Annotated in this window: 18 protein-coding genes; 4 read left to right on the top strand and 14 right to left on the bottom strand. The window is 74.0% G+C overall.

Annotated features, from left to right (window positions below; all coding sequences use genetic code 11):
* Nucleotides 1–123: 123 nt before the first annotated feature.
* The 10 genes from ACIBCT_RS15495 to ACIBCT_RS15450 all read right to left on the bottom strand — a co-directional run bounded on the left by ACIBCT_RS15495 (nt 124) and on the right by ACIBCT_RS15450 (nt 14919).
* Nucleotides 124–1473, bottom strand: a complete 1350-nt coding sequence (locus ACIBCT_RS15495; RefSeq protein WP_399188817.1) for a cytochrome P450 — start codon at nt 1471–1473, stop codon at nt 124–126.
* A 74-nt stretch (nt 1474–1547) separates the two neighbouring features.
* Nucleotides 1548–2150, bottom strand: coding sequence for a flavin reductase family protein (locus ACIBCT_RS15490; protein ID WP_399188815.1), 603 nt, complete (start codon nt 2148–2150; stop codon nt 1548–1550).
* 15 nt (nt 2151–2165) lie between these two features.
* A complete protein-coding gene (locus ACIBCT_RS15485; RefSeq protein WP_399188813.1) occupies nt 2166–2612 on the bottom strand; it encodes an acyl-CoA thioesterase in 447 nt (148 codons plus the stop codon).
* A gap of 3 nt (nt 2613–2615) precedes the next feature.
* Nucleotides 2616–8498, bottom strand: coding sequence for a type I polyketide synthase (locus ACIBCT_RS15480; protein WP_399188811.1), 5883 nt, complete (start codon nt 8496–8498; stop codon nt 2616–2618).
* The gene (locus ACIBCT_RS15475) at nt 8495–9523 is read right to left on the bottom strand and encodes an enediyne biosynthesis protein (protein WP_399188809.1); all 1029 of its coding nucleotides are present in this window, start codon (nt 9521–9523) and stop codon (nt 8495–8497) included. The genes ACIBCT_RS15480 and ACIBCT_RS15475 overlap by 4 nt, the downstream gene beginning before the upstream one ends.
* Before the next feature lie 2 nt (nt 9524–9525).
* Complete coding sequence (locus tag ACIBCT_RS15470) at nt 9526–11478, bottom strand: CRTAC1 family protein (protein WP_399188807.1); 1953 nt, start codon at nt 11476–11478, stop codon at nt 9526–9528.
* 3 nt (nt 11479–11481) lie between these two features.
* The gene (locus ACIBCT_RS15465) at nt 11482–12438 is read right to left on the bottom strand and encodes a DUF1702 family protein (protein ID WP_399188805.1); all 957 of its coding nucleotides are present in this window, start codon (nt 12436–12438) and stop codon (nt 11482–11484) included.
* 332 nt (nt 12439–12770) lie between these two features.
* A complete protein-coding gene (locus ACIBCT_RS15460) occupies nt 12771–13775 on the bottom strand; it encodes a DUF1702 family protein (protein ID WP_399188803.1) in 1005 nt (334 codons plus the stop codon).
* A 104-nt stretch (nt 13776–13879) separates the two neighbouring features.
* A complete protein-coding gene (locus ACIBCT_RS15455; RefSeq protein ID WP_399188801.1) occupies nt 13880–14356 on the bottom strand; it encodes a hypothetical protein in 477 nt (158 codons plus the stop codon).
* The gene (locus ACIBCT_RS15450) at nt 14356–14919 is read right to left on the bottom strand and encodes a hypothetical protein (RefSeq protein WP_399188799.1); all 564 of its coding nucleotides are present in this window, start codon (nt 14917–14919) and stop codon (nt 14356–14358) included. Before ACIBCT_RS15450 ends, ACIBCT_RS15455 begins: the two co-directional genes overlap by 1 nt.
* Nucleotides 14920–15155: 236 nt before the next feature.
* On the opposite strand from ACIBCT_RS15450, the gene ACIBCT_RS15445 reads away from it, so the two are divergent.
* Both ACIBCT_RS15445 and ACIBCT_RS15440 read left to right on the top strand, forming a co-directional pair.
* Nucleotides 15156–16865, top strand: coding sequence for an acyl-CoA carboxylase subunit beta (locus ACIBCT_RS15445; protein ID WP_399188797.1), 1710 nt, complete (start codon nt 15156–15158; stop codon nt 16863–16865).
* Between the two features lie 152 nt (nt 16866–17017).
* Entirely contained in the window at nt 17018–18040 is a 1023-nt protein-coding gene (locus ACIBCT_RS15440) for a hypothetical protein (protein ID WP_399188795.1), read from the top strand.
* Nucleotides 18041–18146: 106 nt separating this feature from the next.
* Here the strand turns inward: ACIBCT_RS15440 and ACIBCT_RS15435 are convergent, their stop codons facing one another.
* Nucleotides 18147–19502 (bottom strand): extracellular solute-binding protein, encoded by a 1356-nt coding sequence (locus ACIBCT_RS15435; RefSeq protein WP_399188793.1) that lies wholly within the window; start codon nt 19500–19502, stop codon nt 18147–18149.
* A 264-nt stretch (nt 19503–19766) separates the two neighbouring features.
* Between ACIBCT_RS15435 and ACIBCT_RS15430 the strand changes: the two genes are divergently transcribed.
* Nucleotides 19767–21230: an FAD-dependent oxidoreductase gene (locus tag ACIBCT_RS15430; protein WP_399188791.1), complete on the top strand. Its 1464-nt coding sequence runs from the start codon at nt 19767–19769 to the stop codon at nt 21228–21230.
* Nucleotides 21231–21561: 331 nt separating this feature from the next.
* Here the strand turns inward: ACIBCT_RS15430 and ACIBCT_RS15425 are convergent, their stop codons facing one another.
* Complete coding sequence (locus tag ACIBCT_RS15425; protein ID WP_399188789.1) at nt 21562–22470, bottom strand: winged helix-turn-helix transcriptional regulator; 909 nt, start codon at nt 22468–22470, stop codon at nt 21562–21564.
* A gap of 717 nt (nt 22471–23187) precedes the next feature.
* Here ACIBCT_RS15425 and ACIBCT_RS15420 point away from each other — a divergent pair.
* A complete protein-coding gene (locus ACIBCT_RS15420) occupies nt 23188–24501 on the top strand; it encodes a LuxR C-terminal-related transcriptional regulator (protein ID WP_399188787.1) in 1314 nt (437 codons plus the stop codon).
* Here ACIBCT_RS15420 and ACIBCT_RS15415 read toward each other — a convergent pair.
* Together ACIBCT_RS15415 and ACIBCT_RS15410 are read right to left on the bottom strand one after the other, a co-directional pair.
* Nucleotides 24431–25252: an alpha/beta fold hydrolase gene (locus tag ACIBCT_RS15415; RefSeq protein WP_399188785.1), complete on the bottom strand. Its 822-nt coding sequence runs from the start codon at nt 25250–25252 to the stop codon at nt 24431–24433. The two genes, ACIBCT_RS15420 and ACIBCT_RS15415, sit on opposite strands and share 71 nt — an antisense overlap.
* A 35-nt stretch (nt 25253–25287) precedes the next feature.
* Nucleotides 25288–26052 (bottom strand): 4'-phosphopantetheinyl transferase family protein, encoded by a 765-nt coding sequence (locus ACIBCT_RS15410; protein ID WP_399188783.1) that lies wholly within the window; start codon nt 26050–26052, stop codon nt 25288–25290.
* Nucleotides 26053–26316 lie beyond the last annotated feature (264 nt).

Genomic DNA, 26316 nt, shown 5'->3' with positions numbered 1-26316 from the left:
GGGCCCCCCGGGGCACCCCCCCGGCGGCACCCCGGGGTACCCCCCCCCGGGGCCCCCCGGGCCCCCCCCCGCGGTTCGCGACCTCGGCGGCGGACCGTCGTCTCGCGCCGTGAACGGTGCCGCTCAGCCGAGCCGGTGCACCGTCATCGGCAGCCCGCCCCGTACGCGCAGCGAGAGCATGGGCTCGGGGACCACCCTGCGGCCCGGCACGCCGGTCAGCCGCAGTTCCCGGGCGACCACCGCGGTCACGAAGACCGCCTCCATCATCCCGAGGTTGCTGCCGACGCAGACCCGCGGCCCGGCGCCGAACGGGATGTAGGCGTAGCGCGGCCGGCCCGACGAGCGGTCCGGGGCGAACCGCTCGGGGTCGAACCGCTCGGGCCGGTCCCAGAAGGCCGGATGCCGGTGCAGGGTGTAGGGGCAGATCAGGACGTCGGCCCCGGCCGGCACGCGGTACCCGGCGACCTCGTCGTCCGCCCTGGCCTGGCGGGTCAGGATCCACACCGGCGGGTACAGCCGCATCGCCTCGCTCACGACCATGGTCGTGTACCTCAGGCGGCGCAGGTCCTCGAAGGCCGGCGACCGGTCGCCGAGCACCTCGACCGCCTCGGCGTGCAGCCGCTCGAACACCTCGGGATGACGGTCCAGGAGGTGGAAGGTCCACGACAGCGTGCTGGCCGTCGTCTCGTGCCCGGCGAGCAGCAGGGTGACCAGCTCGTCACGGAGCCTGCCCCCCATGTCGGCCGCCCCCCGGTTCGCGGCGATCAGCCGGGACACCGCGTCCTCGCCGGCCCCGCCGTTCTCGCCGTTCTCACCGGCCCGGCCGGCACGCTCGGCGCGCTCGGCGACCAGCGCGTCGACGACGCGCTGCAGGTCCCGGCGGGCGCGCCGGAAGCGGAGCTGCTTGGGCAGCGGCAACCAGAGCGGGACCTTGCTCAGGGTCACCATCTCGAACATCGCCTGGTCCTGCACGGCCTCGAACGAGTGGCCGATCGAGGCGAACGCGGTCAGGTCGGCGTCCAGCAGCGTGCGGCCGAGCACGCCGAGGGTCAGGCCGGTCATCTCGCCCAGCACGTCGACGGGCTCGCCGCCGGCCCGCTCCCGCAGCCGGGCCACCAGCCTTTCGGCCTCCTCGGCGACCACCCCGGCGTAGCCGGCGATCCGCCGGTGCTGGAACACCGGCTGGATCACCTTGCGCTGGGCCCGCCACAGCTCTCCGTCGCTGGTCAGCAGCCCCTCGCCGAGGGCACGCCTGGCCTGGACGAGACCGATCCCCTTGTTGTAGTTCTCGGCGTTGTCGGCCAGCACGTGCTTGGCGTGGTCGGGGTGGTTGAAGTAGTACAGCGTCTGCGGCCCGACGGAGATGCGGACCTCGTCGCCGTAGCGCCGCGCGGCCTCGGTCAGCATCCCCAGCCGGTCGCGGACCAGCTTCACGAACAACCCCGGTGTCTCCCGCCGGGGCGGTCCCGGCATCCTCTCCCGGGACCGTCCCGGTGACCCCGGCGGCCTCCGGCGTACCGGGGCCGCCGGGGGCGACGTCGTGAGGCTCATGCCGTCACCGTCCTCTCCCCCAGTCTGCGGAACCTCCCGTCGGCGAAGACCAGCCCGTCCCCGCCCGCGTGGCGGTCCAGCGACAGGACGCCACCGACGAAGATCGTGTGGTCTCCGCCGCCGTAGGCGTAGCGGATCTCACACTCGAAGTGGGCCAGGGCCCCCTCGATGAGGGGCACCCCGGTCAGCCGCCCGGGCGTCCAGGCGACGGTCTCGAACTGGGCCGCCCCCAGCCTCCGCGACCGGTGCGCGAAGTAGCGCGCCACGCCCTCCTGGTCGTCGGCGAGCACCGACACCCCGAAGTGGGCGGTCTCGGAGAGCCTGGTGTGCATGACCGCGTCCCGGCCGATGCACACCAGCACCAGTGGCGGATCCAGGGAGACCGAGGTGAAGGAGTTGGCGGTCATGCCGTGCACCGCCTGGCCGCCGGTCGTCACGACCGTGACGCCGGTGGCGAACGCCCCGCAGGCCCGGCGCATCGCGTCGCGGTCCACCGTTCCCGCCGGGAACGGGCGGTGGCCCACCGGCGGGGACGGGTGGGGCACCGCCGGTGCGGACGGGCGGTCCATCACCGGCGGGGATGTCACTTCGACGTTCATCTCTGGCCTCCCGCGTCATCGGCCGGGCACGGTCTGCGGCATGTAGGGCCCAAGGGCGCGGACGAGCGCCTCGGGGACCCGGGTCGGCACCGTGCGGTTGTTGGGCCCGCGCATGCACGCCACCCGCTGCCGCCCGCGGCCGACCAGCGTCTCCCCGCCGTCCGCGCCGAGCCGGACGTAGTCGAAGCCGAACTCCAGCTGGGTCTGCGTCATCTCCGTCAGGCGCATCCGGATCGACAGCTCGTCGAACGCGGTCAGCTCGGCGAAGAACTCGCAGTCCACGTGGAGCGTGAACAGCTTCAGGTCCTCCTGCAGCTCGGCCAGCACGTCCGGGGCGTGCGTCTTGAGGAACATCTCCCGGCACCGTCCCTGCCAGCGCAGGTAGTTGACGTAGTAGACGTTGCCGACGAGGTTGGTCTCCTCGAAGCCGACCGTGTGCAGGTACTCGAAGTATTTCGACACGGGCTACACCCCTCCTCCTTCGGTGACGACGTCGGTGAGGACCGCGAACGCGACCGGTTCCGGCAGGTCCCGCAGCGTCGTGACGAGCGTCGCGACCCGCAGGGAGCCACAGGTGAGGACCACCCACGGGCCGTGCCGCCCCGGGACCACGGCGAGCGGGTCCCGCGGGTGGACGCCGGCGTCCCGCAGGCAGCGCAGGGCCGCCAGCAGCCGGGTCCCGGCCGAACCGGCCGCCTCCCCGGTCTCGTCGGCCAGCCGCGCGAGCACCGCCGCGTGCGGTCCGAGCAGCCCGGCCCACTCCTGCTCGGGCCGTTCGGTCACCGCCTCCACGTGGCAGGCGACCCTCGCGCCGGTCCCGCCGTCGCCGCCGACCTCGCCGTCCCCGCCGTCCACGACGGCCGCCAGCGTGAGACCGGCCCCGTGGGACACCGCGGCCGGCACGCCGCCAGCCGGTCCGGACCCGCCGGCACCACCCGGCACGTGCGGTACGTCGCGGCCGAGCGCGCGCCGTACGGCCAGCGCCGCCGCGGCGTCCGGGCCGGCCTGACCGCCGGGTTCGACGGCGACCGCCACCCGGGTGCCGAGCAGGCTCTCCGCCGTCCGCTCCAGGTAGGGGCCGAGCAGCGGCGCGGGCCAGGGGCCGCGGCCGTCCTGCTTGCGCACGGCCTGCAGGCGCAGGCCCTCCCAGCGTTCCACGACCCGGCCGTCGGGGGTGCGCACCGCGATGTCGTAGACGTAGACGTCGCCCTCGTGCCACCGCTCGGTGGCGCAGTAGCGCACCGTCCCGGCCTCGGCCAGCGCGGCGCCACCGGGGTAGAGCCGCTCGATGCCGGTGGGCAGGAGCGTCGCGTCCGGCACGCAGACCTGGTTGCCGTGCATGAAGACGTCACGGGCACCCGGGTCGCCCAGGAGCAGTTCCCCGGACAGGAAGCCGGCGAACCAGTCGGTGGCGTCGGTCGCCTCGACGTCGGCGTCGACGTGACGCGCCGCGGCCCGGTGGTAGCGCCGCAGGCGCTGGAAGCGACGCCCCTGGAACAGCAGGCCGTCGTACAGCTCGCTCGCCGGGTCGAGCGGCACGTCCGGCAGGTCGTCGCCGGCCTGCTCGGGCGGTCCCTGCGGCACGGCGGTGTCGCCGAAGCGCAGCCGGGCCCGGAAGTGGTCGGTGGCGAACACGCTCTCCGCGCTGCGGATCGTCGCCTGGACGGTGTCGTCGTCGGTGACGGTCACCGCGATCCTGATCGTGGTGGTCGCGTCCGGTGAGACGACGATGGGCCGCAGGAACTCGGCCTCCTCGATCACCGGGAGCGTGTCGCGGCCGGTCACCGCCGCCGCGGCCTGCGCCATGGCCTCCATGCCGAACACCGCGGGGAACAGCAGGTTCCCGTCGAGGCCGTGGTCGGCGAGGTAGAGGTCGGTGCCGGGGTTGAGCTCGGCCTCGGTGACCAGCTCGGCACCGGGGTAGTGGACCAGCGGGCGCTCGGTGAAGCGCAGCAGGGGCAGGTCCTGCCGGGCGTGGCCGATCGTGTCGATCGTCCCGGTACGGCCGCTGATCACCACCGTGGCGGGTGTCCCGGGGTCCTCCAGCAGCCGGCGCATGATCCGCACCCCCTGCTCGGGGGAGATCGGGGTGATGCCCTCGCGGAGCAGCGGTTCGATGACCGACAGCCGCTCGCCCATCCCGACGTCCGACCAGACCGACCACTCCATGCACAGGGTGCGGCAGTGCGGGTGGGTGCGGCCCCACTCCTCGGTGAGGTGGGCCAGCCACTCGTTCGCGGTCGCGTAGTGCGCCTCGCCGCGCAGCCCGGCCCGGCCGATGATGCTGCCGAACGTGACGAGCAGCCGCAGGGCCTGCGGGTCGACCGCGTCCAGCACGGCCCGCAGGCCGTCGACCTTGGGGGCGAAGGTACGCCGGAACGCCTCGGTGTCGAGGCCGGCGAGCGCGCCGGGCTCGTTGCGGCCGGAGCCGTGCAGCACGGCGGTGACCGGCCCCAGCTCCCCGACCACCTCGGCGACCGCCCGGCGCACCTGGGCGGGGTCGGTCACGTCGGCCCGCACGTACCGTACGGTCACACCGGCGTCGGTCATCCGGCGCAGGTTGGCGGCCAGCTCCTCGTCCCGGCCGGGGTCGGAGCGGCCCAGCACGGCCAGCCTGGCGCCGTAGGCGGAGGCGGTGGCCAGCGCGCACTCGGCGGTGATGCCCTTGCCTCCCCCGGTGACCAGCAGCACGTCCGTGCCGTCGAGCGGCGGGCGCGGGTCGGCCGCCCTGACCGGCAGGGTCCGCAGCCTCGGCACCCGTCGCGCGCCGTCGGCGTCGTGGTGCGCCTCGGCGTAGGACGAGGTGGCGGCCACCTCCGCGACCACCCGCTCGACGGCCGTGCGCGCGGGCAGGCCCGCCTCGGGCAGGTGCACGACGGTCACCGCCAGGTGGGGGGCCTCCTGGCGGAGCGTCTTGGCCAGGCCGGCCGCTCCACGGCCGTGCTGGACCAGGACGAACCGGCTGCCCGGCTCGTCGCCGAGCGCCGCCTTGGCCCCCTGGAGCGCCAGGCGCAGGTCGTGCTCGGCGCAGCCGGGGGGCAGGCAGACGAGGGTGCCCCGGCCGACGCCCGCCTCCTGCAGGGCGCGGCGCAGCTCCTCGGCGAACGGGTGGCCGTCGGGTGCGTGCACTTGCCATCCGCCCGGCTCCCGGTACTCGGTGCGCGCCGGCGGCGGTGCCTCGTCGAGCTCCACGGCGAAGGCGCGGGCCCACGGCGCGGCCCCCTCCACCTGGGGTGCCTGGCCGCTCCCGGCGCCCGGCTCGTTCTCGGCCAGCTCCTCGATGGCCTCGGCCAGCTCCCCGACGGTGGCGGTGGCGTAGTTGCCGGGCATCACCCCGGCCGCGCCGCCGAGCCGCTGGACGACCTCCTCCACGACCTTCCCGACGGTGATCGAGCTCAGGTGCAGGTCGTCCAGGAGGCGGCTGTCGTCGCGGACCATCTCCGGCGGCAGCTCGGCCCGCTCGGCCGCCAGGCGCCGCAGCAGTTCGAGCGGTGAGAGGCCCTCGTCGTCCCCCGCCGGCTCCGGCGGGGACGCCGGGATCGCAGGGGACGCCGGGTCCGCCGGGGTCCGGGGGGACGTCAGGGCCGGCGCGTCCGCCGGGACGACCGGCCCGGCGGCGCCGACGAGGACCTGCGGCGCCTGCTCGCACGGGCTGGCGAAGAACGTCAGCTCGGCACCGACCTCCAGCGGCCGGTTCGGCCGGCCGTGGAACAGGGCCCCGTGGTCGAGGGGGACGCCGGTGATGTAGGCGGCGGCGGCCACCCTCAGCAGCCCGCGGATCGACTCGTCGTCGGTGTCCAGCGCCACCGACGGCACGCCGGTCGCCGCGGACGCCAGCCCGGTGAGCACCCGCCCCGGGCCGACCTCGACGAACAGGTCCACGTCCTTGGCGGCGATCTCCACCGCCTGGACGAACCGGACCGGTTCGGTGATCTGCCGCCGCAGCAGCGCCGCGACGTCGGTGTCGGCCGGCAGCTCCCGCTCGGTCACGGTCGAGACGACGCGCCGCTCGACCGGGCGGAAGGTCTCCTGGGCCAGGGCGGCGCCCAGGGCGTCGGCCGCGGGGGCCACCAGCGGCGAGTGGAAGGCGTGCGAGACCGCCAGCCGGGTCCACCGCAGGCCCGCGTTCCCGGCCCGGCGGCCCATGGCCTCGATCGCGTCGACCGGCCCGGCCACCACCGTCTGGGCGGGGCCGTTGTACCCGGCGACCACGACGGGCAGGTCCGCGGCCAGGGCCGTCACCGTGTCCGGTGCCGCGGCGATGCCGGCCATCGCGCCCGGGGTGCTGTGCTCGGTCATCAGCCGGCCGCGCAGGGCGGCCGTGCGCAGCAGGGCGTCCTCGTCCATGGCCCCGGCCCAGTGCAGGGCGGAGATCTCCCCGAGGCTGTGCCCGACGCCGACGGCGGCGTCGATGCCCAGCAGCGACAGGGCCCGCAGCCCGGCCATCGAGCCGGTGACGATCCGGGGCTGGGCGACCGCGGTCGCCACGGTGTCGCCGCCACAGGGCAGGGCCGCCTTGGCGTAGACCTCCTCGACCTCGGCGAAACGGCGCCGCAGGGCCCCGCCGCTGGTGCCGCGGCCCGACCCCTGGCCGGGGAAGAGGTAGCCGACCCGGCCCACGCCGGAGGTCCTGCCGAGGAAGGCCCGGCCGTCCGGCGCGAACAGGGTGGTCTCGCCCGCCTCCAGCGCCGTGAGCACCTTCGCCAGCTGGGCCTCGGCGTCCTCGGGGGAGGAGGCGACCACGGCCGCCCGCCAGGGCAGGTCGCGCAGGTCCCGCTCGAGGCCGACGGCCAGGTCGGCCAGCTCGGCGTAGGACAGCTTCGGCACGAAACCGGCCAGCCGCGTCAGCCGGTCGCGCAGCTCCCCGGGGGAGGCCGCGTCGACCAGCAGCAGCTCGGTGTCCTGCACCGACGCCGCCAGCTCCCTGGTGCGGGCGGACAGGACGGCGCGGCGCCGCGGACCGGCCTTGTCCAGGACGATGTGGGTGTTGATGCCGCCGAAGCCCATCGCGGTGACACCGGCCCGCACCGGGGCGCCCTCGGGCCACGGCTCGGCCTTGCGCAGCACGCGCAGCGCCGGTTCCTCGGTCAGCAGGGGGTGGGGCTCGACGCAGCCGGTGGCGGGGGGCAGCACCTCCTCGTGCACGGCCATCACGGCCTTGATCAGGCCCGCCACCCCGGCCGCGGCCTTGGTGTGCCCGATCATCCCCTTGATGGAGCCGATCACCGGGGGGCGGGCGGAGCCGTCGCCGGACCGGCTCTCCCGTACCGCCTCCGACAGCGCGGTGAGCTCGTTGGCGTCGCCGACCGGGGTGCCGGTGCCGTGGCCCTCGAACAGCTCCACGGTGCCGATGTCGAAGCCGGCCTTGTCGTAGGCCCGGCGCAGCGCGCGCCGGTACCCCTCGGCCTCGGGCCGGGTGATGCCGCCCTTGCCGTCGGAGGAGATGCCCCAGCCGGCGATGGAGGCGTAGACCCGCCGGTCGGCGGCGTCGGCCTCGCGCATCAGCACGAGCATCCCGCAGCCCTCGCCCGGCCAGAAGCCGTTGGAGCCGCGGTCGTAGACGCGCATCTCCCCCTTGGCCAGGGCGCCGGTCTTGGCGAACCCGATGATCTCGAAGGGGTCGATGGACAGGTCGACCCCTCCGGCGACGGCGACGTCCAGCTCGCCGTCGGCCAGCATCCGGCACGCGGTGGACACCGACAGCAGCGACGACGAGCACGCCCCGTCGACGATGAACCCGCCGCCGCCCAGGTCGAAGTGGTTGCAGATGCGCCCGGCGATGGTGTTGGCCAGCCCGCCGGCGAGGGTGTCCTCGTCCACCGGCGGGAACGGCCGCTTGTAGGCCTCCTCCACGTCCGCGAGGAAGGCCGCCGTGCGCTCGTCCTCCCAGCCGGCCTCCCGCAGGGCGGCGCCGACGACGCGCCGCACGTACGGCCAGCGCAGCCGCATGAGGTTGGCCCGGGTGAACTCGCCGGTGAGGGTGTTGCCCACGACCACGCCGGTCCGCTCCCTGGGCAGGCCCTCCCCGCCGGTGAACCCGGCGTCGGTGAGGGCCTGCGCGGCCATGTCCAGCGCCAGCCAGTGCGTCAGGTCGGTCGAACGGTACGTGCTCCCCGGGATCTTGTACGCGACCCGGTCGAACTCGTAGCCCTCGATGACCGCGGCGTGGCGGGCGTAGGTCCGGTCGGGGGTGGAGGGGGCGGCGTCCCAGTAGTCGTCGAGCCGCATGCGCTCGTCGGGCAACCGGCGGAAGGCGCGCCGGCCCGCCAGCGCGTTCTCCCACAGCTGCCTGGGCGAGGTGGCGTCCGGGTACCGGCACGCCATTCCAACGACCGCTATCCGCGTCATGCTGACACGACCTCCCGGTGACCGTTCACCGAGCCCCGTCCGTCGGCGCCGCCGGCCGCGGCCGCGGGGGCCGCGGTCCCGGGGGCGGGCAGGCGGTCGCCCAGGCCGAGGCCCTCCATCGCGCGCCGCTCACCGGCCCGCTCGACGAAGTGCAGCGACCACAGGAACAGGCCGCGGATCAGGCAGACGGCCGCGGTGGCGAAGAACAGGCCGTAGGCGATGCCCGCGCCGGTGATGGCCCCGTACAGCACCGCGACGCCGAGGCCGAAGGCGACCTGGGAGTGCGGCCTGGACGGCGTCGTGCCCGGGTCGGTGATCATGTAGTTGGTGAAGAGGATGAACGCCACGCCTGTCATGGTGGCCAGCGTCCCGGTGATGGAGTTGTCGAGGACGACGCCGCGCACGACCGCCTGCAGCACGAAGCCGCCCAGCCATCCGGCGATCAGCCACATCCGGCCGGTGAGCTTGGCGTTGAGCAGGGTGCCGGTGGTGATGATGATCGCCGGGACCAGCCAGTCGATCGGGCCGGAGACGTTCTCGGTGAAGTGGTACGGCGGGGCGATGCTGACCCAGGGGAACAGGATCAGCAGCACGGCGATGCCGAAGTTGGACGGGTTCATGAAGTGCCGGAGCCGGCCCCTGACCGGGGCGCGCAGCACCCACTTGGCGCCGACCGCCACGACCACGCCGAACATCATCGTGAGGATCTGGTCGTTGACGTAGATCAGCATGTTCATGGCGATGGAGGTGATGTGGGCCGGGTAGAGGAACTCCATCAGGCCCTTGAACCCGCCGCCCCGGTAGCGCGGCGCCCGCCCCTCGCCGCGCGCGCCGATGTACTCCAGGCCGATCTCCACGGCGTACCCGGTGGCGAGGGCGACGAAGGGCCAGGTCCAGGGCTGCTCGAAACCGAGCAGCGTGTAGCCGAAGATGTTGAAGATCGTGATCGAGATCGCGAACCTGCGCAGCGCGGTCGTGACCTTGGGGTCGTGCCGCGGCGGCGCGCTGGGACTCGTCGGGGACATGTTCACCTCTCCCTTGCCTGCTCGCCGAGCCGCAGGGAGTGCCACCCGGGGCTCAGCCGGAGAACCTGCTCACGCACCTGGCCGCTCCGGTCGCGCCAGCACAGGTGCACCTGGACGGGCCCGGTGACGTTCTCGCCCAGGCCGATGTGGACGTCGTGGCTGCGCTTCCCGGAGTGACCGCTGCCGCCGTCGACCCGGCCGAGGAGCTTGCGACCGTCCTGCGTGGTCACGGTCACCTGCGCGCCGACCACCGGGGAGCCCGGTGCCTGCTCGGGCCCGTCGTGGGTCAGCCGGAGGCCCAGGAAGGCGCCGGAGGACGGGCTCTGGTTGTGGTAGAAGACGGGCGCGTCCCACTGCCGGGCAACGGCGAGGTCGAGCCGGCCGTCACCGTCGGCGTCGCCCACGGCGATGCCGCGGGTGGGCACCGGGACGGCGAGGCCCAGGCTCTCGGACAGGTTGGCGTACCGGCCGTTCTCGCCCTTGGCGAAGAAGGCCAGCCGCTGGCTGCCGGCGATGTCGTCGCCCTCGCGGACGTTGGGCCACGAGCGCGGGTTCTCCACGACGCCGTCGTTGGCCGCGGCGAGCTCCTGCAGCTGCGGCCAGCGGTTGACCTCGCCCTTGACGAACCCGTTCGTCTGGGCGATCTCCAGCGTGCCGTCGTTGTCGAAGTCGGCCGTCTTGACGTCCCAGGCCCAGCCGGACCAGGCGGTGCCGGCCTCGGTGCTGTGGTCCTTCCAGGGCGCCTCGCCGCGGGTCAGCGCCTTGCGCAGCTCGTCGGTGTTGCGGGCCGTGGACAGGAAGTGGAAGTTGCTCTCCTGGATGCCGAACGGCGTGGTGATGTTGCTGACGAACATGTCGTACACGCCGTCGCCGTTCAGGTCGCCGAAGTCGATGCCCATGCCCTTGAAGGAGTCGGCGCCGACCCGCTTGGACTTGGGCACCGTGCCGTCGCGGGGGGTGCGCACCGGGGCGAAGACGATCTTTCCGGCAGCGGAGCGGTTGTGCAGCAGCGCGTCGGGCCCGTGGTCCTGGGCGATGTACAGCTCGGGGCGCATGTCGCCGTCGAGGTCGCCCGCGGTGGAGGCCAGCACCCAGCCGCCGGAGATGTCGCTCGGCAGGACGTCGTCGAGCACCTGGTAGGTGGGCGCGCCGCCGGGGCCCGCGGCCGACCAGCGCAGGATGTAGTCCTTGCCGCCGTTGGAGGCGTTGGACAGCGAGCGGTTCATCACCCCGCCGTCCTTGGTCTCGTCCAGGACCGGGCCGTGCGGGAAGTAGTTGCCGACGTAGACGTCCTCGTGGCCGTCGCCGTCGAAGTCGGCGATCGCGACGGCGTTGGAGTTCCACTGCGGCCCGGTGTAGCGGCCTGCGGTGGAGTTGGCGCCGGGCACGGCCTCGACCGGCTGGTAGGCGTCCCTGGCGAGCGTGATCCGCTCGTCCTGCGCGGCCTTGGCCAGGAAGATCACCGGGGTGCGGCCCCAGTAGTAGACGAACAGGTCGGTGCGGCCGTCCTCGTTGAAGTCGCCGGGGGCGCAGCCCATCGGGGCGATGACGTCGTTCATCGGCAGCGGGGCGGCGTCCAGCGCGAAGGGCGCGTACCGCTCGGCTCCCCGGCCGGGGGTCGGCGTCACCACGACCTGGTCGATGCGCGGGTCGGTGACGCACAGGTCGTTGGACAGGCCGTCACCGTCGAGGTCGTTCATGGCGATCCCGGCGCCCACCGAGGAGATCCAGGCGTCGATGTCCTTGTAGGCCTTGTTGACCTTGCGGATCGTCTTCTGCGGGAAACCCCCGGGCATGGAGATCGACATGGGCGTGAACCCGTACCTGCCGCTCATGGCCGAGGTCTCGGCCGAGGACGGCTCGGGCTGGCGGGCCAGGACGAACATGGTCGCCGCGAGCACGACGGCGACGACGCTGGCCGCGTACCTGCGGAGCAGGCCGGTTGTCGCGGACACGTGTTAGCACCTCCCTGCGGACAGGAACTGGGCGGCGACGCGCTGCCGCCAGACTTCGTAGGCGGGCGTCTCCCCCTCGGGGGCGGGCCCGTCGGGCCGGACGTCGCGGCTGACCTGCGCGGCCTGTTCCGGCGTCATGCCGCAGAAGACCTCGGTCGCGACCCCGGTGTGCGGTACGACGAGGCCGGCGCGGACGCGGGCCTCGGCCGCGAACACGCAGGCCTGCGCGACCTGGGGACGGTGGGTCCCGGAGCGCCGCAGGAACTCGGCGAGCTCCTCCTCGCCGGCGCCGCCGGCGTAGGTGGCGGCCAGCCCGGCGCCGCTGTACAGGTCGGCGTGGCGGGCCTCGGGGAACCGGTCGATCATGTCGGCGACGACCTTCGCGTCGGCGCCGCCGACGAACCACATGGCCCGCCCGATGCCCTGGTCGATGGCACGGGGCACGTACCACCCGGGGCCGCCGGACGGCCAGGGGAAGCGGTCGGGCCGGTACTGCTCGTGCACGTACCTGCGGGTGTGGAAGTAGGCCTGGTGGAAGCCGTAGCCGTCCAGGACGAGCCACTGCAGCAGGGGGTCGAACGTGCCGATCCTGGACCAGCGGAACCGGGGCAGCCGGGCCATGGCCCATCCGGCCCCGACGTAGGCCATGTAGACGTGGTCACGGCCAGGGCCCTCCACGAACCGGGCGAAGCGGCCGCCGCGACCGACCGACAGGCCGTCCATGACGGCCATGGCCATCGCGGCGCCCTCGTAGGCGAAGCCGCGGAAGCGGACCGGCACCCCCTCCAGGTCCCTCTCCGCCTCGGCCGGCGTGCGGGCCTCGGCCGCGTACGCGTAACCGGCCAGGAAAGTACGGCCGATCGTCTCCAGCAATTCCTGGGCGTCGGCGTTCTTCCGGTGAAATCCCCGGACTTCGAGTGATGCGGCGGAGGCGTTCGGGGTGATTAACTTTCGCCTCAACGCGCGCCATGAACCGGCCAATGTTCTCCCCGACCCTTCATGTCGCATTGGGTGATCCAACGGGAATATACGTGTTTATGGGGATATTCCGTCTACTTCGAATGTGCTGACCGGAGAAACCACATAAAAGGCGCACGAACCACAATGTCCATGAATGGCCTACAGCGTCAGCACGCTCGCGCGCCTCGGCGCGTACGCCGGCACACGCTTCGGCGCGGACCCGGCGCGAGTACGGGACGGAACCCGGTGCGGGACGGATCCGGCGCACATCGGACGCGGACCCGGCGCGGACCCGGCGCGGGTACGGGACGGAACCCGGTGCGGGACGGGGCTCAGCGCGGGGTGCGGGCGGTGTCCCGGAAGTGGGCGTGCACGCGACGGCGCCACAGCTCGTAGGGGACCTCCCGGCCCGCCGTGGCCGCCGTCCCGTACTCGGCCACCCCCGCGTCGGCGAGCGCGGCGGCCGACTCGACCGACAGGTCCGCCAGCACCGCCGCGGCCGTCTCGGTGTGCGCGGGCACCGGCCCGGCGTGGTGGCGGGCCTTGACCGCGAACACCGCGCCCTGGGCGAGCTCCGGCCGGTACTCCCCGGCCGCGTGGCGCAGCGCCGCCAGCCCCTCGGCGTCGCAGCCCCCGGCGAAGGCCGCCGCCAGACCGGCGCCGCTCCACAGGTCGGCCCGGCGGTGGGAGGCGAACCGCTCCACCGCCGAGGCGACGGCGTCCGGCCGTGCCCCGTGCACGAACCACAGCGCGCGGCCGATCCCCTGGTCGACGGCGCGGGGGAAGTACTCCGGCGCCCCGGCCCACGGGTACGGCTCGGGCACCCGCTGCTCGCCGATCCAGCGCCGCGTGTCGAAGTAGGCCCGGTCGAACCCGTAGCCGTCGACCGCCAGCCAGGTCATCGTCGGGTGGTACGGCGAGCCGTCGATGTCGGGGACCACCTTCTTCCACAGCGGCCGGGGGAGCCTGGCCATGGCGAAGCCGATCCCGATGTACGCCAGGAACAGGTGCGGCGCTCCCGCCCCGAGCAGCAGGTCCCGGGTGCGGGTCCCGCGCCCGGGCCCCATGGCGTCCAGGACGGTGAAGGCCATCGTCACCCCCTCGTACGCGAAACCGCGCAGTTCCGGGGCGACGAGGTCCACCCGGCGCTCGACCTCCCACGGTTCGCGGCAGTCGATGCCCCACTCGAATCCGCAGACGACGCTCTGCGGGATCATCTCCAGCCGTCGCGTGGTCTCCGAGGGGGTGACGGGGAAACCGCGCCTTTCGAAGGTCACGTCGCGCAGCGAGGGGGTCAGCAGGAGCCTGCGCAGGGATCCGAGAACGGTCGGCATCATGCCTCCTTCACAACCGGACGGCCCGCCACCGGACGGATCGCCGATGGCGACCCAGCGATCGTCGTTCGCCGGGCCGCCGGCGCGCATCTCGCAGACTGCGCGGGTCACGCCCCGCGCCGGGCCCGCACGAAGGGGTGGGCGAGCAGGCCGAGACCGGCCGCCAGCAGCAGCGCGGTGAACACCCACTCGCGCGAGCCGCCGGGGCCGTACACCCGGTACGGCCGCCCGACGTCGACGGCCGCGGTCACCTGCCCGGGACGCAGCGACTCCCGGTCGCTGCCGTACAGCGCGACCCCCCGCCGGTGGATCGTGCCGTCGCCGGAGCGGAATTCCCCCGTCCACGTGCACGACTCGTGCCCGGGGTGCCGCACGCAGGTCACCTCCCGGGCCGTGAAGTGGCCCGGGACGCCGTCGGCCCGCGCGGCCCGGACGGCCGGGCCGACGCCGGGCACCGTCAGGTAGAGCAGGAACACCCCGACCAGCGCCGTGAGCACGCCGAAGACCGAGGGGCGCCCGCTCCCGGACGCCGGCGGGCGCCCCGGGACCGGCGCGGGGGGACGCCCGCGGGTCGCGGTGCTCATCACCCGGCCTGTGCCGCGCAGGCGCACCGCATCAGGGAGCGCTCGGCGGGACGGGGCCTGCGGTGCATGATCATCGCGACCACCATGGGCGCGAAGACCACCGCGTTGTAGAACAGGTGGAGCTCCATGCGGGGGAAGGCGAGCTGGAGGATGCTGACCGGGGTGGGACGGCCCAGCAGGTGGGCGCCGGTCAGTGCCTGCAGGAGCAGCAGCAGGTGCTCGAAGTGGTGCCAGACCTGGATGCCCAGCGCCACGTTCCACCACGTCCGGGCCCTGCCGGTGAAGCCCGTCCGCAGCAGGAGGAACCCGGCCAGCATCAGCAGCGCGTAGCCGTAGTGCATCCACTCCGAGGTGACCAGCCAGGGGAACGGCACCCCGAGCACCCCGCGGGCCTCGGGGAGCGGCCAGCCCAGCACGTACACCTGGGCCGCCTGGGCGAGGTGCTCGGCCCAGTGGGCCACGACCACCACCATGAACGCGCCCAGCGCCACCCTGTGGTACTCGGCGTTGAGACTCGCGAGCCGTCCTGCGGGACGGTTCACGAGAACCGAGTGAGACGTCATGCGTCGACCTCCGTCCGTGTCGCGCCGGGCGGCCCGTCCGATCCGCGGGCCGCGGCGCCTCGCCGATCCATCGCCTGGGATTGTGGGCCGCCCCGTACCGGCCGACAACTTCCCGCGTGCCGAACCAGGGCCGCCTCCCGCGGCTGAGCATGCGCCGAGATGCCCGGCCCGCGCGGGACGGCCGATGCTGGGGGACGCCCGGGACGCCGCAGGCAACCGAGGAAGGAGTACCCCCGATGACCGTCTCCGAGGTCGATCTCGCACCTGCCGCCCGGCCGGCCGAACCCGGCGTACGGCCGGCCGAACCCGCCGCGCGGCCCCCCGGCAGAGCGGCGAACGGGCACCGCTCCGGCCGGGTGGACGCGGACGGCGCGGCCACGGACCCGCTCCCCCGCTCGATGCCGATGCCGATGCTCCGCAGGCGGCACCGCGAACTGCGCGACGGCATCGTCGCCGGCCGGAGCGAGGCCGTCGCGCGGCAGCACCGCCTCGGCAAGCGGACCGCCCGCGAGCGGCTCGGCCTGCTGCTGGACGAGGGCTCCTTCACCGAGATCGAGATGTACCGCCGCCACCGGGGACAGGAGCTGGCCGGGCGTGACGACCGGCCGTACACCGACGGGGTGGTGGCGGGGTCCGGCACGGTGGACGGCCGCCGGGTGTTCGTCTACGCCCAGGACTTCACGGTCTTCGGCGGATCGCTCGGCGAGGCGCACGCCGCGAAGATCCACAAGGTGATGGACCTGGCACTGGCCACCGGGTCACCGATCGTCGCGCTGAACGACAGCGGCGGCGCCCGCATCCAGGAGGGCGTGATGGCCCTCGACGGCTACGGGGGCATCTTCCGCCGCAACGTCGCAGCCTCCGGCGTGATCCCCCAGATCAGCGTCGTGCTGGGCCCGTGCGCGGGCGGTGCCGCCTACTCCCCCGCGCTGACCGACTTCACCTTCATGGTGCGCGACACCGCGCAGATGTACCTGACCGGCCCGGACGTCGTCGCCGCGGTCAGCGGCCAGCGCGTCACCCACGCCGAGCTCGGCGGCGCCGAGGTGCACGGCGGCAGCTCGGGAGTCGCCACGTTCGTCCACGACGACGAGGAGAGCTGCTTCGAGGACCTGCGGTACCTGCTGTCGCTGCTGCCCTCCAACAACCTGGACCTCCCGCCGGCCGGGCCGCCCCGCGGCGCCACCGAGGACCTGCGGCCCCGCCTGGCCGAGATCGTCCCGGTGGAGCCGAACAGGCCGTACGACATGGGGGAGGTCATCGCGGAGCTGGTGGACGACGGCGAGTTCCTGGAGATCGGCGAGGGCTGGGCGAAGAACGTCGTCTGCGCCCTGGCGCGCCTCGACGGCCGGGTGGTCGGCCTGGTCGGCAACCAGCCCCTGACGCTCGCCGGCGCGCTCGACTCCGCCGCCTCGCAGAAGGCCGCTCGCTTCGTCCGGTTCTGCGATGCCTTCGGGATCCCGCTGGTGACCCTCGTCGACGTGCCCGGCTTCCTGCCCGGCGTCGACCAGGAGCACTCCGGGATCATCCGTCACGGCGCCAAGCTGCTGTACGCCTACTGCGAGGCCACCGTGCCGCGCATCCAGGTGATCGTGCGCAAGGCGTACGGCGGCGCCTACATCGTGATGGACTCGCGTTCCATCGGCACCGACGTCTCCCTGGCCTGGCCGACCAACGAGATAGCGGTGATGGGCGCCGAGGGCGCGGTGAACGTGATCCACCGCAGGGAGCTGGCCGCCGCCGAGGACCCGGTGGCGCTGCGCGCCGAGCTGGTGCGCGAGTACACCGAGCGGCTCGTCCACCCGCACTACGCCGCCGAGCGAGGGCTGGTCGACGACGTCATCGACCCCGTGGAGACCCGGGCCGCGGTCGCCCGGTGGCTGGCCGCCCTGGAGGACAAGCGCGCCGCCCAGCCGCAGCGCAAGCACGGCAACATCCCCCTCTGATCCCCACCGGACCACCGGTGCCCCTGCCCTCGACCTGCCCGCGACCTGCCCGCGCCCGGCCCGGGTGCCCCGCGGCCCCGCACCCGGGCCGGGTCCCCCACGACCGGGCCCGTCCCGCCCCGTCCGAGAACCGCTTCGAAGGGAGCACGACCGTGTCGACCACGTCCCCCGCGTCCACCACGTCCAGACCGTCCGGACCATCCGGGCTGTCCGGGCCTTCCGGGCCTTCCGGGCCGCCCGCCGCACCGGAGCCGTCCGCCCCGCTGCCCGCCGGGCCCGCCGTCCGGCGCCCGTGGAAGGTGGTCCTGCTCAGCGCGCTGGCCGGGTTCCTGCTCACCGTCGTCTGGTCGGCCGAGTTCGTCGACCACGCGATCGGCGGGACCGTCGCCGACGCCGTCCTCGGCCGCGACGCCGACGCCACCCCGATCACGGGCCTGCTGTCCGGGATCGCGTTCGCGTTCGCCACCGGCCTGGCCGGTACGTTCACCGCCTGCAACATCGCCGCCCTGGGAGCGGTCGCGCCGCTGCTGGGCGCGGGGCGCCCGCTGAAGGCCCGGCTGCTCGGGACGCTGCGCCCGCTGGGCTGGATGGCGGCCGGCATGCTGACCGTCTCGGGGATCTACGGGGTCGTGGCCGCCCTGGCCGGTACCGGCATGCCGCAGTTCCTCACCACCCCCTCCGGCCCGGGGATGTCCCCCCGGCTGGTCCAGGCGATGGTGGTCTTCGGCGTGATCGGGCTGATCCTGCTCTACCAGGGTCTGGCCGCGCTGGGCATCGTCCCCGACCCGCTGGAGCGGATCTCGCGCCGCTTCCCCCACGCCCGCATGGTCGTCATGGGCGCGCTGATCGGGGCGTTCCTCGTCGGCCGGCCGTTCGGCCTGTTCCGGCAGCTGTTCCGCGACACCGCCGAGAGACACGACCCGCTGTACGGGGCGCTGGCCTTCATGCTCCAGTCGATCGGCAACATCGTGGTCGTGGCGGTGCTCTTCCTGATCCTGGCGCTCGGCACGGGCGGGCGCGTGCACCGCTGGCTGACCGCCAGGCCCGGCCGGATCGCGGTGGTCACCGGGGCGGCGTTCATCGTGGCGGGCGTCTTCACCCTGCTGTACTGGGACGTGCGGATCCTCGCCCGCCGGGAGATCATCCCCTGGTACCCGATGGCCCCCTGGGCGTGACGGGCGGCCCCGCCCGCTCCGCCCGTCCTTCGGTCCCGTACGGCCCGCGGCTCCGCCCGGCCCCTCACCGAGGGCCGGGCGGAGCCGCGTGACGTTCCCGGGAGGGTCAGTCGATGACCAGGCGCCGGGGCGTGCGGGGGGCAGGCCCGGCGCAGTCGGCGTTGTAGTCGTCGAGCGCCCGCTGCGCCTCCTCGGTGGCGCGGACGAAGCGGGCGGCCGGGTCCGCGCCGCCGGTGAGCACGTCCTCCATGGCCCCGGTCAGGGCGGCGTGGATCGCGGCGACGTCACCGACCAGCGGGCCCAGCGCCGCCGGGGAGCAGTCCGACGCCCGCAGCTGCTCGACCGCCACGCGCTGGTGCGGGTGCTCGTCGAACCAGCCCTCCTTCTCCAGCAGGTCGGCCGAGGCGCCGGTGACCGGGACGAAGCCGGTGGCCCGGTGCCAGGCCGCGGCGCTGGCGGGAGAGGCGAGGTACTGCATGAACGCGAGAGCCCCGTCCCGCCTGGCCTCGTCGAGGCCGTCGGCCAGCCACAGGGAGTCCCCCGATACCGCGCTGCCCACGTACGGGACGTCCCCGTTGTACGGCATGCGGCCCACCGCCACCTCGAACCCGGCCGCCGCACCGGCCCCGACGATCTCCTGGGCGGACTTGGAGGAGTCGAGGAGGAACGCGACCCGCCCGCCGGCGAACGCCTGGAAGGTGCCCATCCAGTCGGCGACGGCCCCGGTGTGCAGGTAGTACCCCCGCGCGTGCATGCTCCGCCACCACTCCACCCAGGCCAGCATCTCCTTGGAGGCCAGGTCGACGGTCCGCGCCCGGCCGGAGCGGCCGTTGTCGTTGCCGGCCAGCGGGCCGCCCTGCGCCGCGAGCGCCTGCTGGAACAGCCAGCCGTGGTCGGCCCAGGTGATGGCCGGGCCCCCGCGCAGCCGGGCGACCGCCTCGCACGCGTCCTCGACCTCCTCCCAGGTCCGCGGGATCCCGGTCACGCCGGCCTCTGCCAGCAGCGTGCGGTTGGCGTAGAGCAGGAACGTCGTGGCGCTCACCGGCATGGACAGCAGCTCGCCGCCCCGCGAGTGGTGGGCGCGGACGGCGGGGATCAGGTCGTCGACCACGACCGGCTCGCCGAGGATCTCGGTGCGCCCGCCGATGGCCCGGCCCACGGGGGTGAACAGCGGCCGTCCGTCCGGGCCGAGCGTGTCCAGGGCCGTGCGGCCCGCGCTCGCGTAGTAGCCTGCGACGTCCGGCGGGGTGCCGTCCTCGACGGCCCTGGCGACCTCCTGGGCCATCGCCGGGAACGGCACCTCGCGGATGACGACGCGGTACCCCGGGTGCGCCACGCCGAACTCCTCCGCCCTCCTGCGCACGGGTGCCAGGAAGTCCTCACCGTCGTAGGTGGGGAACGGGTAGTCGGCGAGCCAGACGTTGATCTCGATTGTGTCCGCCGATGCGCGGGACTCGGGCATGGGTCCTCCATTCGAACGGTCGCGGTCACGCGCGGGCCCGGGCCGTCGGTGGTGCCGGGCCCCGCCGATCCAGGCCACACCGGCGCGCGCCGTCGTTCAACTTCCCCGTTGCCGTGCCGCCGCGCCGCCCGGCCACCGGCACGTCAGGAGATGCGGCACGCCCGCGCCCGGTGTGACGATGCCTTCGCCGAGGTCTCGCCATCCCCTGTCATCGGCGTTCACCTCTGTGTGCCCTTTATCCCTGCGTCATCGGAGGCGACAGCGATGAGCGATCATGTCGGAAACCGCGCGGTGGTGCTCGGCGGAGGAATGGCGGGGCTACTGGCCGCGCGCGTGCTCTCCGAGGCGTACACCGACGTGCTCGTGGTGGACCGCGACACCCTGACGGGGGTCACGGGCCCGCGCCGCGGCGTCCCCCAGGGGCGGCACGCCCACGCGTTGCTCGCCCGCGGCCAGCAGATCCTGGAGGAGCTCTTCCCCGGGCTGGGCGACGAGTTCGCGGCGGCCGGGGTGCCCGCCGGCGACCTCGCGGGCGACCTGCGCTGGTACTTCAACGGCCGTCGGCTCCGCCCGGCCCGCAGCGGCCTGATGAGCGTCTCGGCCACCCGCCCCGTGCTGGAGGCCCGCGTCCGCGCCCGCGTGGCCGCCCTGCCCAACGTCGCCTTCCTGGAGCGGCACGCCGTGCTCTCCCTGAGCAGCACCGCGGGCGGGGAGCGGATCACCGGCGTGCGCGTGGCCGCGGAGGACGAGACCGGTCCCGGGCGGGTCCTGGAGGCCGACCTGGTGGTGGACGCCACCGGACGGGGCTCGCGGACCCCGGTCTGGCTGGAGGAGCTCGGCTACGACCGCCCCGGCGAGGAGCGCGTCAAGGTCGGCCTGGCCTACACGACCCGCCACTACCGGCTCTCGTCCGACCCGTACGGCGACGACCTGTCCATCAACCCCGTCGCCTCGCCGGCGAACCCGCGCGGCGCGTTCTTCCCCAAGCTCCACGACGGCAGCTCCCAGCTCTCCCTCACCGGCATCCTGGGCGACCACCCGCCGACCGACCCGGACGGCTTCCTGGCCTTCGTCCGGTCGCTGTCGGCGCCCGAGATCTACGAGGCGGTCCGGGACGCCGAACCGCTCGACGACCCGGTGACCTTCCGTTTCCCGGCGAGCGTGCGTCGCCGCTACGAGCGGCTGCGCCGCTTCCCCGAGGGCCTGCTGGTGATGGGCGACGGGGTGTGCAGCTTCAACCCGGTGTACGGCCAGGGCATGACCGTGGCGGCACTGGAGGCGATGGTCCTGCGCGAGCACCTGCGGCTCGGCGTGCCGCCGCGTCCGCAGCGGTTCTTCCGCGACATCTCCCCCGTCATCGACGTGCCCTGGGAGATCTCGGCGGGCGGGGACCTCGCCTTCCCCGGGGTGGAGGGCCCGCGCAGCCTCAAGACCCGGCTGGGCAACGTCTACATGAGCCGCCTGCACGCCGCGGCCGCCCGCGACGGCGGCGTCACGGAGGCGTTCTTCCGGGTGGCCGGCCTGGTCGACCCCCCGCAGAGGCTCTTCCGCCCCGGGCTGGTGCTCCGGGTGCTGCGCAACTCCGGGGGCCGCACCGCGGAAGAGCGGACGGCGGTGGGCAGCAGCGCCCAAGACCGGACGACCGTGGGCAGCACCGTGGAAGACCGGACGACCGTGGACCGCACGACAGCGGACCGGATGGCCTCCTCGGGCGGCGCCACCGGGTGACCCGCCCCGCCCGCGGGCACACGGGTCCGCCCGGCCGGGGAGATCCGGCCGGGCGGACCCGCCGTCCGTGTGCCGCTCTCCCCGCCCCGCACGAACGAGGACGTGCACGAACGAGGACACGTGCGAACGAGGACGCGCACGCATCTCCCCCGCTCGCACGACCGAGGACGCGCACGAATTCCCCGGGCACGGACGAATTCCCCGGGCACGGACGAGGGCACCGCCGGAGGATCTCCGGCGGTGCCCTGGAAGCGTGCGGGTGTGGTGCGGTGTCCTCGGACCTGGAGGCGTGCGGGTGTGGTGCGCCGAGGAAGGGCGGATCAGGCGCGGGTCAGGAGCCGACGAGAGAGGGCTCGGGACGGAAGGTGAAGATCTCCACGAAGCGGGTCATCAGGGCGGGGTCGCCGGTGATCCGGAGGGTTCCGTTCTCGATCGCCTCGGCCGGGTCGATCTCACCGGCCATGAGCGTCCGGAGCAGCGGGCCCGGCTCGACGACGAGGTCGGCACCGGGAAGGGCACCCTCGCCGACGCTGAGGACGCCGTCCTCGACGCGCGCGTGCAGCACCATCTCACCGAGGCGCAGCTCGTACCCGGCCGTGAGGCCGCGGGCCGCCTCGGGGTGGAACGTCGTCCGCAACGCCATGATCATCGAGTTCACCGTCACGACGTCCTCCGGCCGGGGCTCGCCGAGCGAACGGGCGCCCCACCGGCTGAGCTCGGCGACGGCCCGCTCCAGCTGTCCGCCGTACTCGGTGAGCTCGTAGACGGGCGCGTCCGCGGCGTGGCCGTCCACCGGCTCCGAGGGCCGGCGCCGGACGACCCCGACGTGCTCGAGCTCCCGCAGGCGGACGGTCAGGGTCTCGGCCGGCATCCGCGGCAGACCCCGGCGCAGCTCCGGCAGGCTCTTGGGACCGGTGAAGAGGTCACGGACGATCAGCAGCCCCCAGCGCTCGCCGACCATCTCCAGCGCGCGGGAGAGCCCGCAGAACTGCCCGTAGGAACCCCGGGTCACGGTCTGTAGCTCGGACAGGACGCCCTCCATGTCGACACCGAGCGGCCCGATCTCCGCGAGCAGCGCGTCCGCGTCGTCCGGGACGGTGCCCGGGGCGGTACCCGAGACGGCGTCCGAGACGGTGTCCGCCCACTCCCGGGACGGCCGCGTCGCCGTGAGCCGGAAGCGGTCTCCCGCGATCGTCACGCCCTCGCGGTCGACGACCATCCTCCATCTGGCCTCGTTCATTTCCCGCCCTCCAACCTTCCGTTCTCGCACCGATGCACATTTCCGCACGTTTGACTCGGTGATGCGTGGAACCGACCGGGCGGTGCCCTTCCCCCAGGGCCGGGCCGTCTTCCGGTCATTCTTTGGTCTTCGTTACGAGAGTGTCCGAAGAAACGTCCGTTCGGTTCTCGGGTTGCCGCTTCATCGTCATGGAGGTGCATTTCCCCGGCATCTCCTGGGTTGCCGAGCCGGAGGCGCCGGGCGCGCGTTTCTTCTGTATTGCCGGAACGGTTTCCCGCGTTGACGTCCGGTCCGGGGGACGTGCTGTAATGGTTCCGCGGCAACTGGCGCAATCATCATCGTGACGGCGGGGATCGTACCCGCGACATCAGGCGCCACGATTCCCGCGGCCGATTCCCCGCCCGTTGCGGGGAATCGGCCTGGGGAACCGGCGGGGCGCGAGCGGCGCACCGGCCCGCCGAAGGGCGCTCACAGGCGTTCCCGCCGTGAGACGCCCATCCGTGGAAGGAGGAACCTCCATGAGCGAGCGTCGGCCCGGTCCCTCCGGGCCCGTCCGGAACGGCTCCGCACGGAATCGGGCGGCACGGCCGTGGCACCGGTCTCCCGCGCACCGCACGCGCCGCGCGCACCGCGCGGGCCTCTCGTGAGTCGCCGGCCGGAGTTCGGGACCACGCCATGAGCCCCCTCATCCGTGAAGACCGTGACCACGCCGGATCCGTGACCGAACCCGTACGGCACCGGCCGGTGATCCGCGAGCATCGCCGGAGCGGTCCGCGGACCGTGCCGGGCGAGACGCCCCCGGGCGGCCCGCGTGAGCGGCCCGGCCCGGTGCCCTCCGCCGCGCGACCCGCCCCGGACAGGAGCGCCGCGCGATCCGACCGGGACGGAAGCGCCGCGCGACCCGCTCCCGACAGGAGCGCCGCGCGGCCCGACCTGGACGGGACCGCCGCGCGGACGCCGGACGAGAGCGGCACCGTCCCGTGGACGCCGGACGGGGCCCGGACCGCCGGGCGGGCGTCGGAGAAGGCCAGGACCGCCAGGTGGACGTCCGCCTTCTCCGCCCTCGGCATGACCGCCGAGGCCGAGGAGGTCTACCGCTACTTCCTGCGGCACCCCGGCGAGGGCGTCGACGCGGCCGGACGGGCGCTGCCCCTCGGCCCGGAGACGGTCGAGGCCGCGGTCGCGACCCTGCGCGCGCTCTCGCTGCTCGACGTGTCCGACCGGCACCGGGTGGTGGCCACCGAGCCGCAGATCGGGATCGAACGGCTGATCGAGGCACGCCTCGACGAGCTCAACGCGGAGATCCGCCGCGTCCTGGCGACGCGCGACTCCATCGCCTCCTTCTTCGAGGACCACCGGTGGGGCGAGGCCCCGGCGACCGCGCTCATCGAGCGGGTCGAGGGGCTGGAACGGGTCCGCCGCAAGCTGGACGACCTGTCCTTCTTCACCCACGAGGAGACCCTCTGCCTGCACCCGGGCGGACCGCTGTCGGACGCGGCCATCGAGACGGCGCGGACGCTGGACACCCGGTCGCTGCGGCGCGGCGTGACGGTGAAGTCGATCTACCACCCCCGGGCGCTCCGCCACCCGGCGATGGCCGCGTACGTGCGGGACGTCATCGACCTGGGAGGACGGGTGCACGTCACCCAGGAGCCCATGGACCGCATGGTGATCTTCGACCGGAGCGTGGCGGTCGTCCCCATGGACCCCCGGGAGAGCTCCCGGGGCGCGCTGCTGGTGCGCGAGCCCGGGCTGGTCTCCCGGCTGGCCACCCACTTCGACGGCCTCTGGCAGGCCAGCGAGCCTCCCCGCGACCTCGCCGGGCCGCGCCGGGAGCTCCCCGCCCTGTCGGACCTGGAGAGACGCGTGCTGTCCGCGCTCGCCACCGCCGACAAGGACGAGGTCGCGGCCCGCCAGATGGACGTGTCCGTCCGCACCTACCGCCGCTACGTCGCCGACCTCATGGCCCGCCTCGGCGCGACCAACCGCTTCCAGGCGGCACTGCGGGCCAAGGAGCAGAACTGGATCTAGGCCCGGGACCGGCGCCCGGGTGCTCCCCGGGCGTCTGCCCGGCGACCTCGTCCAGGATCACGACCAGCTCGTCGGGCGCCGAGACCATGGGCCAGTGCCCGGTGTCGAGCGTCCGGAAGGTCCACGCGGGCTCCTCCCGCATGGCCTCGACCTCCGGGGAGAGGTCCTCGCCGAAGTGGTCCTGCAGGCACACGACGTAGGTGGCCCGCCGCTCGGACAGCGGACGCCGCAGGGTCACGGGCTCGGACACCGTACGCCCGGGATGCCCGACGAGGCGCCCGGCCAGCCGCAGGGCGTCCTGTTCGGACAGGTCCTGCCCCTCCGCGACCTCGGAGACGTCGGGAGGCGGCCAGCGGCCCCCGCCCTCCTCGATCAGGCGCAGCTCCCCGGCACGGATGCTCTCGGGGAAGGTGTGCAGGACCGACCGGCCGTCGTGCGGCAGGAACGCCTCCACGAACACGGTGTGGGCCACCAGGTCGGGCTCACGCTCGGCGACCTGGCCGGCGACGACGCCGCCGTAGCAGTGGGCCACCAGGACGGCGTCACGCAGCCCCTCGCCCTTCAGGACGCGTACCACGTCGTCGACGTGGGTCGCCGGGCCGACGCCGGCGGGGTCGCCCTGCCCGGAGGCCAGCCCGGACAGGGTGACGGGGTGGACCCGGTGGCCGAGATCCCTCAGCAGGCCGGTGACCCGCTCCCAGATCCAGGCGCCCGCCCACAGGCCGGGAATCAGCACGAAGTCTCTCTTCACGGTGGTGATCACCTCCTGTCAGCGAACGGCATCGGTCATCGGGCCCCCGCTCCCACCGGGGCCGGGACGGCGGTCCGGTGCAGGTAGGTGGCGTCGGACTCCGACACCGTGATCACGTGATCACCCGGCAGGAGCGCCAGGGCGCCGACGTACCCGTCGCCGGGGTCAAGCGTATGGAGTTTCACCTCGGCTGGCGAGATCTCGAGCGGCCAGGTGATCAGTGCGGGCGGCTCCAGCGGCCCGCTGACGGTGATCCGTCCCGGGGGGACCCGCAGCCCGTGCCCGGTCGCCTTGAGCGCCGCCTCCTTGCGCACCCACAGCCGCGCGAACCCCGCTCTGCGGCCGTACGGCGGGAGCACCCGCAGCGCGGCCCGCTCGGCCGGCGACATGGACGCCCCCGTGACCGGGGCCGACTCGACCGGCTCCACGTCGACCCCGACGGGGGCGGAGGGGCAGACGGCGACGGCGACGCGGTCCCCGGCGTGGGTGACCGAGACGTGCAGCGGGTCGGCCGCCCCCTCCGCGCCGAGGATCCGGGGCCGGCCGTGCGGTCCGCCGCAGTCCGGGCAGCGGCGATGGACGGGGACGGCGCCGGGGGTGACGCCGAGCTGGGCGGCCACCACGGTCCTCAGCAGCCAGCAGGCCGTGACGAGGCGGCGCCGGTCCTCCTCGCGGTGCAGCCGCGCGGCCCTGTCCGCCTCGGTCTCGCTGAGCACGGCGGCGAGTTCCCCGACCGGCTGCGGCCGGGGATCCGCCCACCAGACATGACATTCGGAACGCCGCAGAACCGGAATGCTCATTTCGTTTCCCAAGCCAGGTGATCGGAATACAGGATGTCGCATGACACGATTTCCGGATGCCCGGCCGAGGGGTCTTCGAGAATCGCGGACACCTCGGCCCTGATCCGTTCGGCGGTGAGCTCACCGTCGGGTCGTGGTCAGTCCCACGTGGTGCCGTCACCGCCCGGCACCGCCGGCGGAATGGTCACGTTCTCCATTTCCAGCTCCAGTTCTTGATCTGTGCTCCTCTTTCCCGCACAATTGATTCTGTGCATTACCCGGCGC

The organism is Streptosporangium sp. NPDC050855 (assembly GCF_044456585.1).
GTDB lineage: Bacteria > Actinomycetota > Actinomycetes > Streptosporangiales > Streptosporangiaceae > Streptosporangium > Streptosporangium longisporum.
Note: the sequence above shows the minus strand (reverse complement) of the source record. Positions and strands in the feature narration are given on the sequence as shown.

Bases quoted from the DNA above. Each gene is read 5' to 3' on its own strand.
- ACIBCT_RS15495 (WP_399188817.1), bottom strand. From the start codon at position 1,473: ATGCCGGGACCGCCCCGGCGGGAGACACCGGGGTTGTTCGTGAAGCTG.
- ACIBCT_RS15490 (WP_399188815.1), bottom strand. From the start codon at position 2,150: ATGAACGTCGAAGTGACATCCCCGCCGGTGATGGACCGCCCGTCCGCA.
- ACIBCT_RS15480 (WP_399188811.1), bottom strand. From the start codon at position 8,498: ATGACGCGGATAGCGGTCGTTGGAATGGCGTGCCGGTACCCGGACGCC.
- ACIBCT_RS15475 (WP_399188809.1), bottom strand. From the start codon at position 9,523: ATGTCCCCGACGAGTCCCAGCGCGCCGCCGCGGCACGACCCCAAGGTC.
- ACIBCT_RS15460 (WP_399188803.1), bottom strand. From the start codon at position 13,775: ATGATGCCGACCGTTCTCGGATCCCTGCGCAGGCTCCTGCTGACCCCC.
- ACIBCT_RS15455 (WP_399188801.1), bottom strand. From the start codon at position 14,356: ATGAGCACCGCGACCCGCGGGCGTCCCCCCGCGCCGGTCCCGGGGCGC.
- ACIBCT_RS15450 (WP_399188799.1), bottom strand. From the start codon at position 14,919: ATGACGTCTCACTCGGTTCTCGTGAACCGTCCCGCAGGACGGCTCGCG.
- ACIBCT_RS15445 (WP_399188797.1), top strand. From the start codon at position 15,156: ATGACCGTCTCCGAGGTCGATCTCGCACCTGCCGCCCGGCCGGCCGAA.
- ACIBCT_RS15435 (WP_399188793.1), bottom strand. From the start codon at position 19,502: ATGCCCGAGTCCCGCGCATCGGCGGACACAATCGAGATCAACGTCTGG.
- ACIBCT_RS15430 (WP_399188791.1), top strand. From the start codon at position 19,767: ATGAGCGATCATGTCGGAAACCGCGCGGTGGTGCTCGGCGGAGGAATG.
- ACIBCT_RS15425 (WP_399188789.1), bottom strand. From the start codon at position 22,470: ATGAACGAGGCCAGATGGAGGATGGTCGTCGACCGCGAGGGCGTGACG.
- ACIBCT_RS15410 (WP_399188783.1), bottom strand. From the start codon at position 26,052: ATGAGCATTCCGGTTCTGCGGCGTTCCGAATGTCATGTCTGGTGGGCG.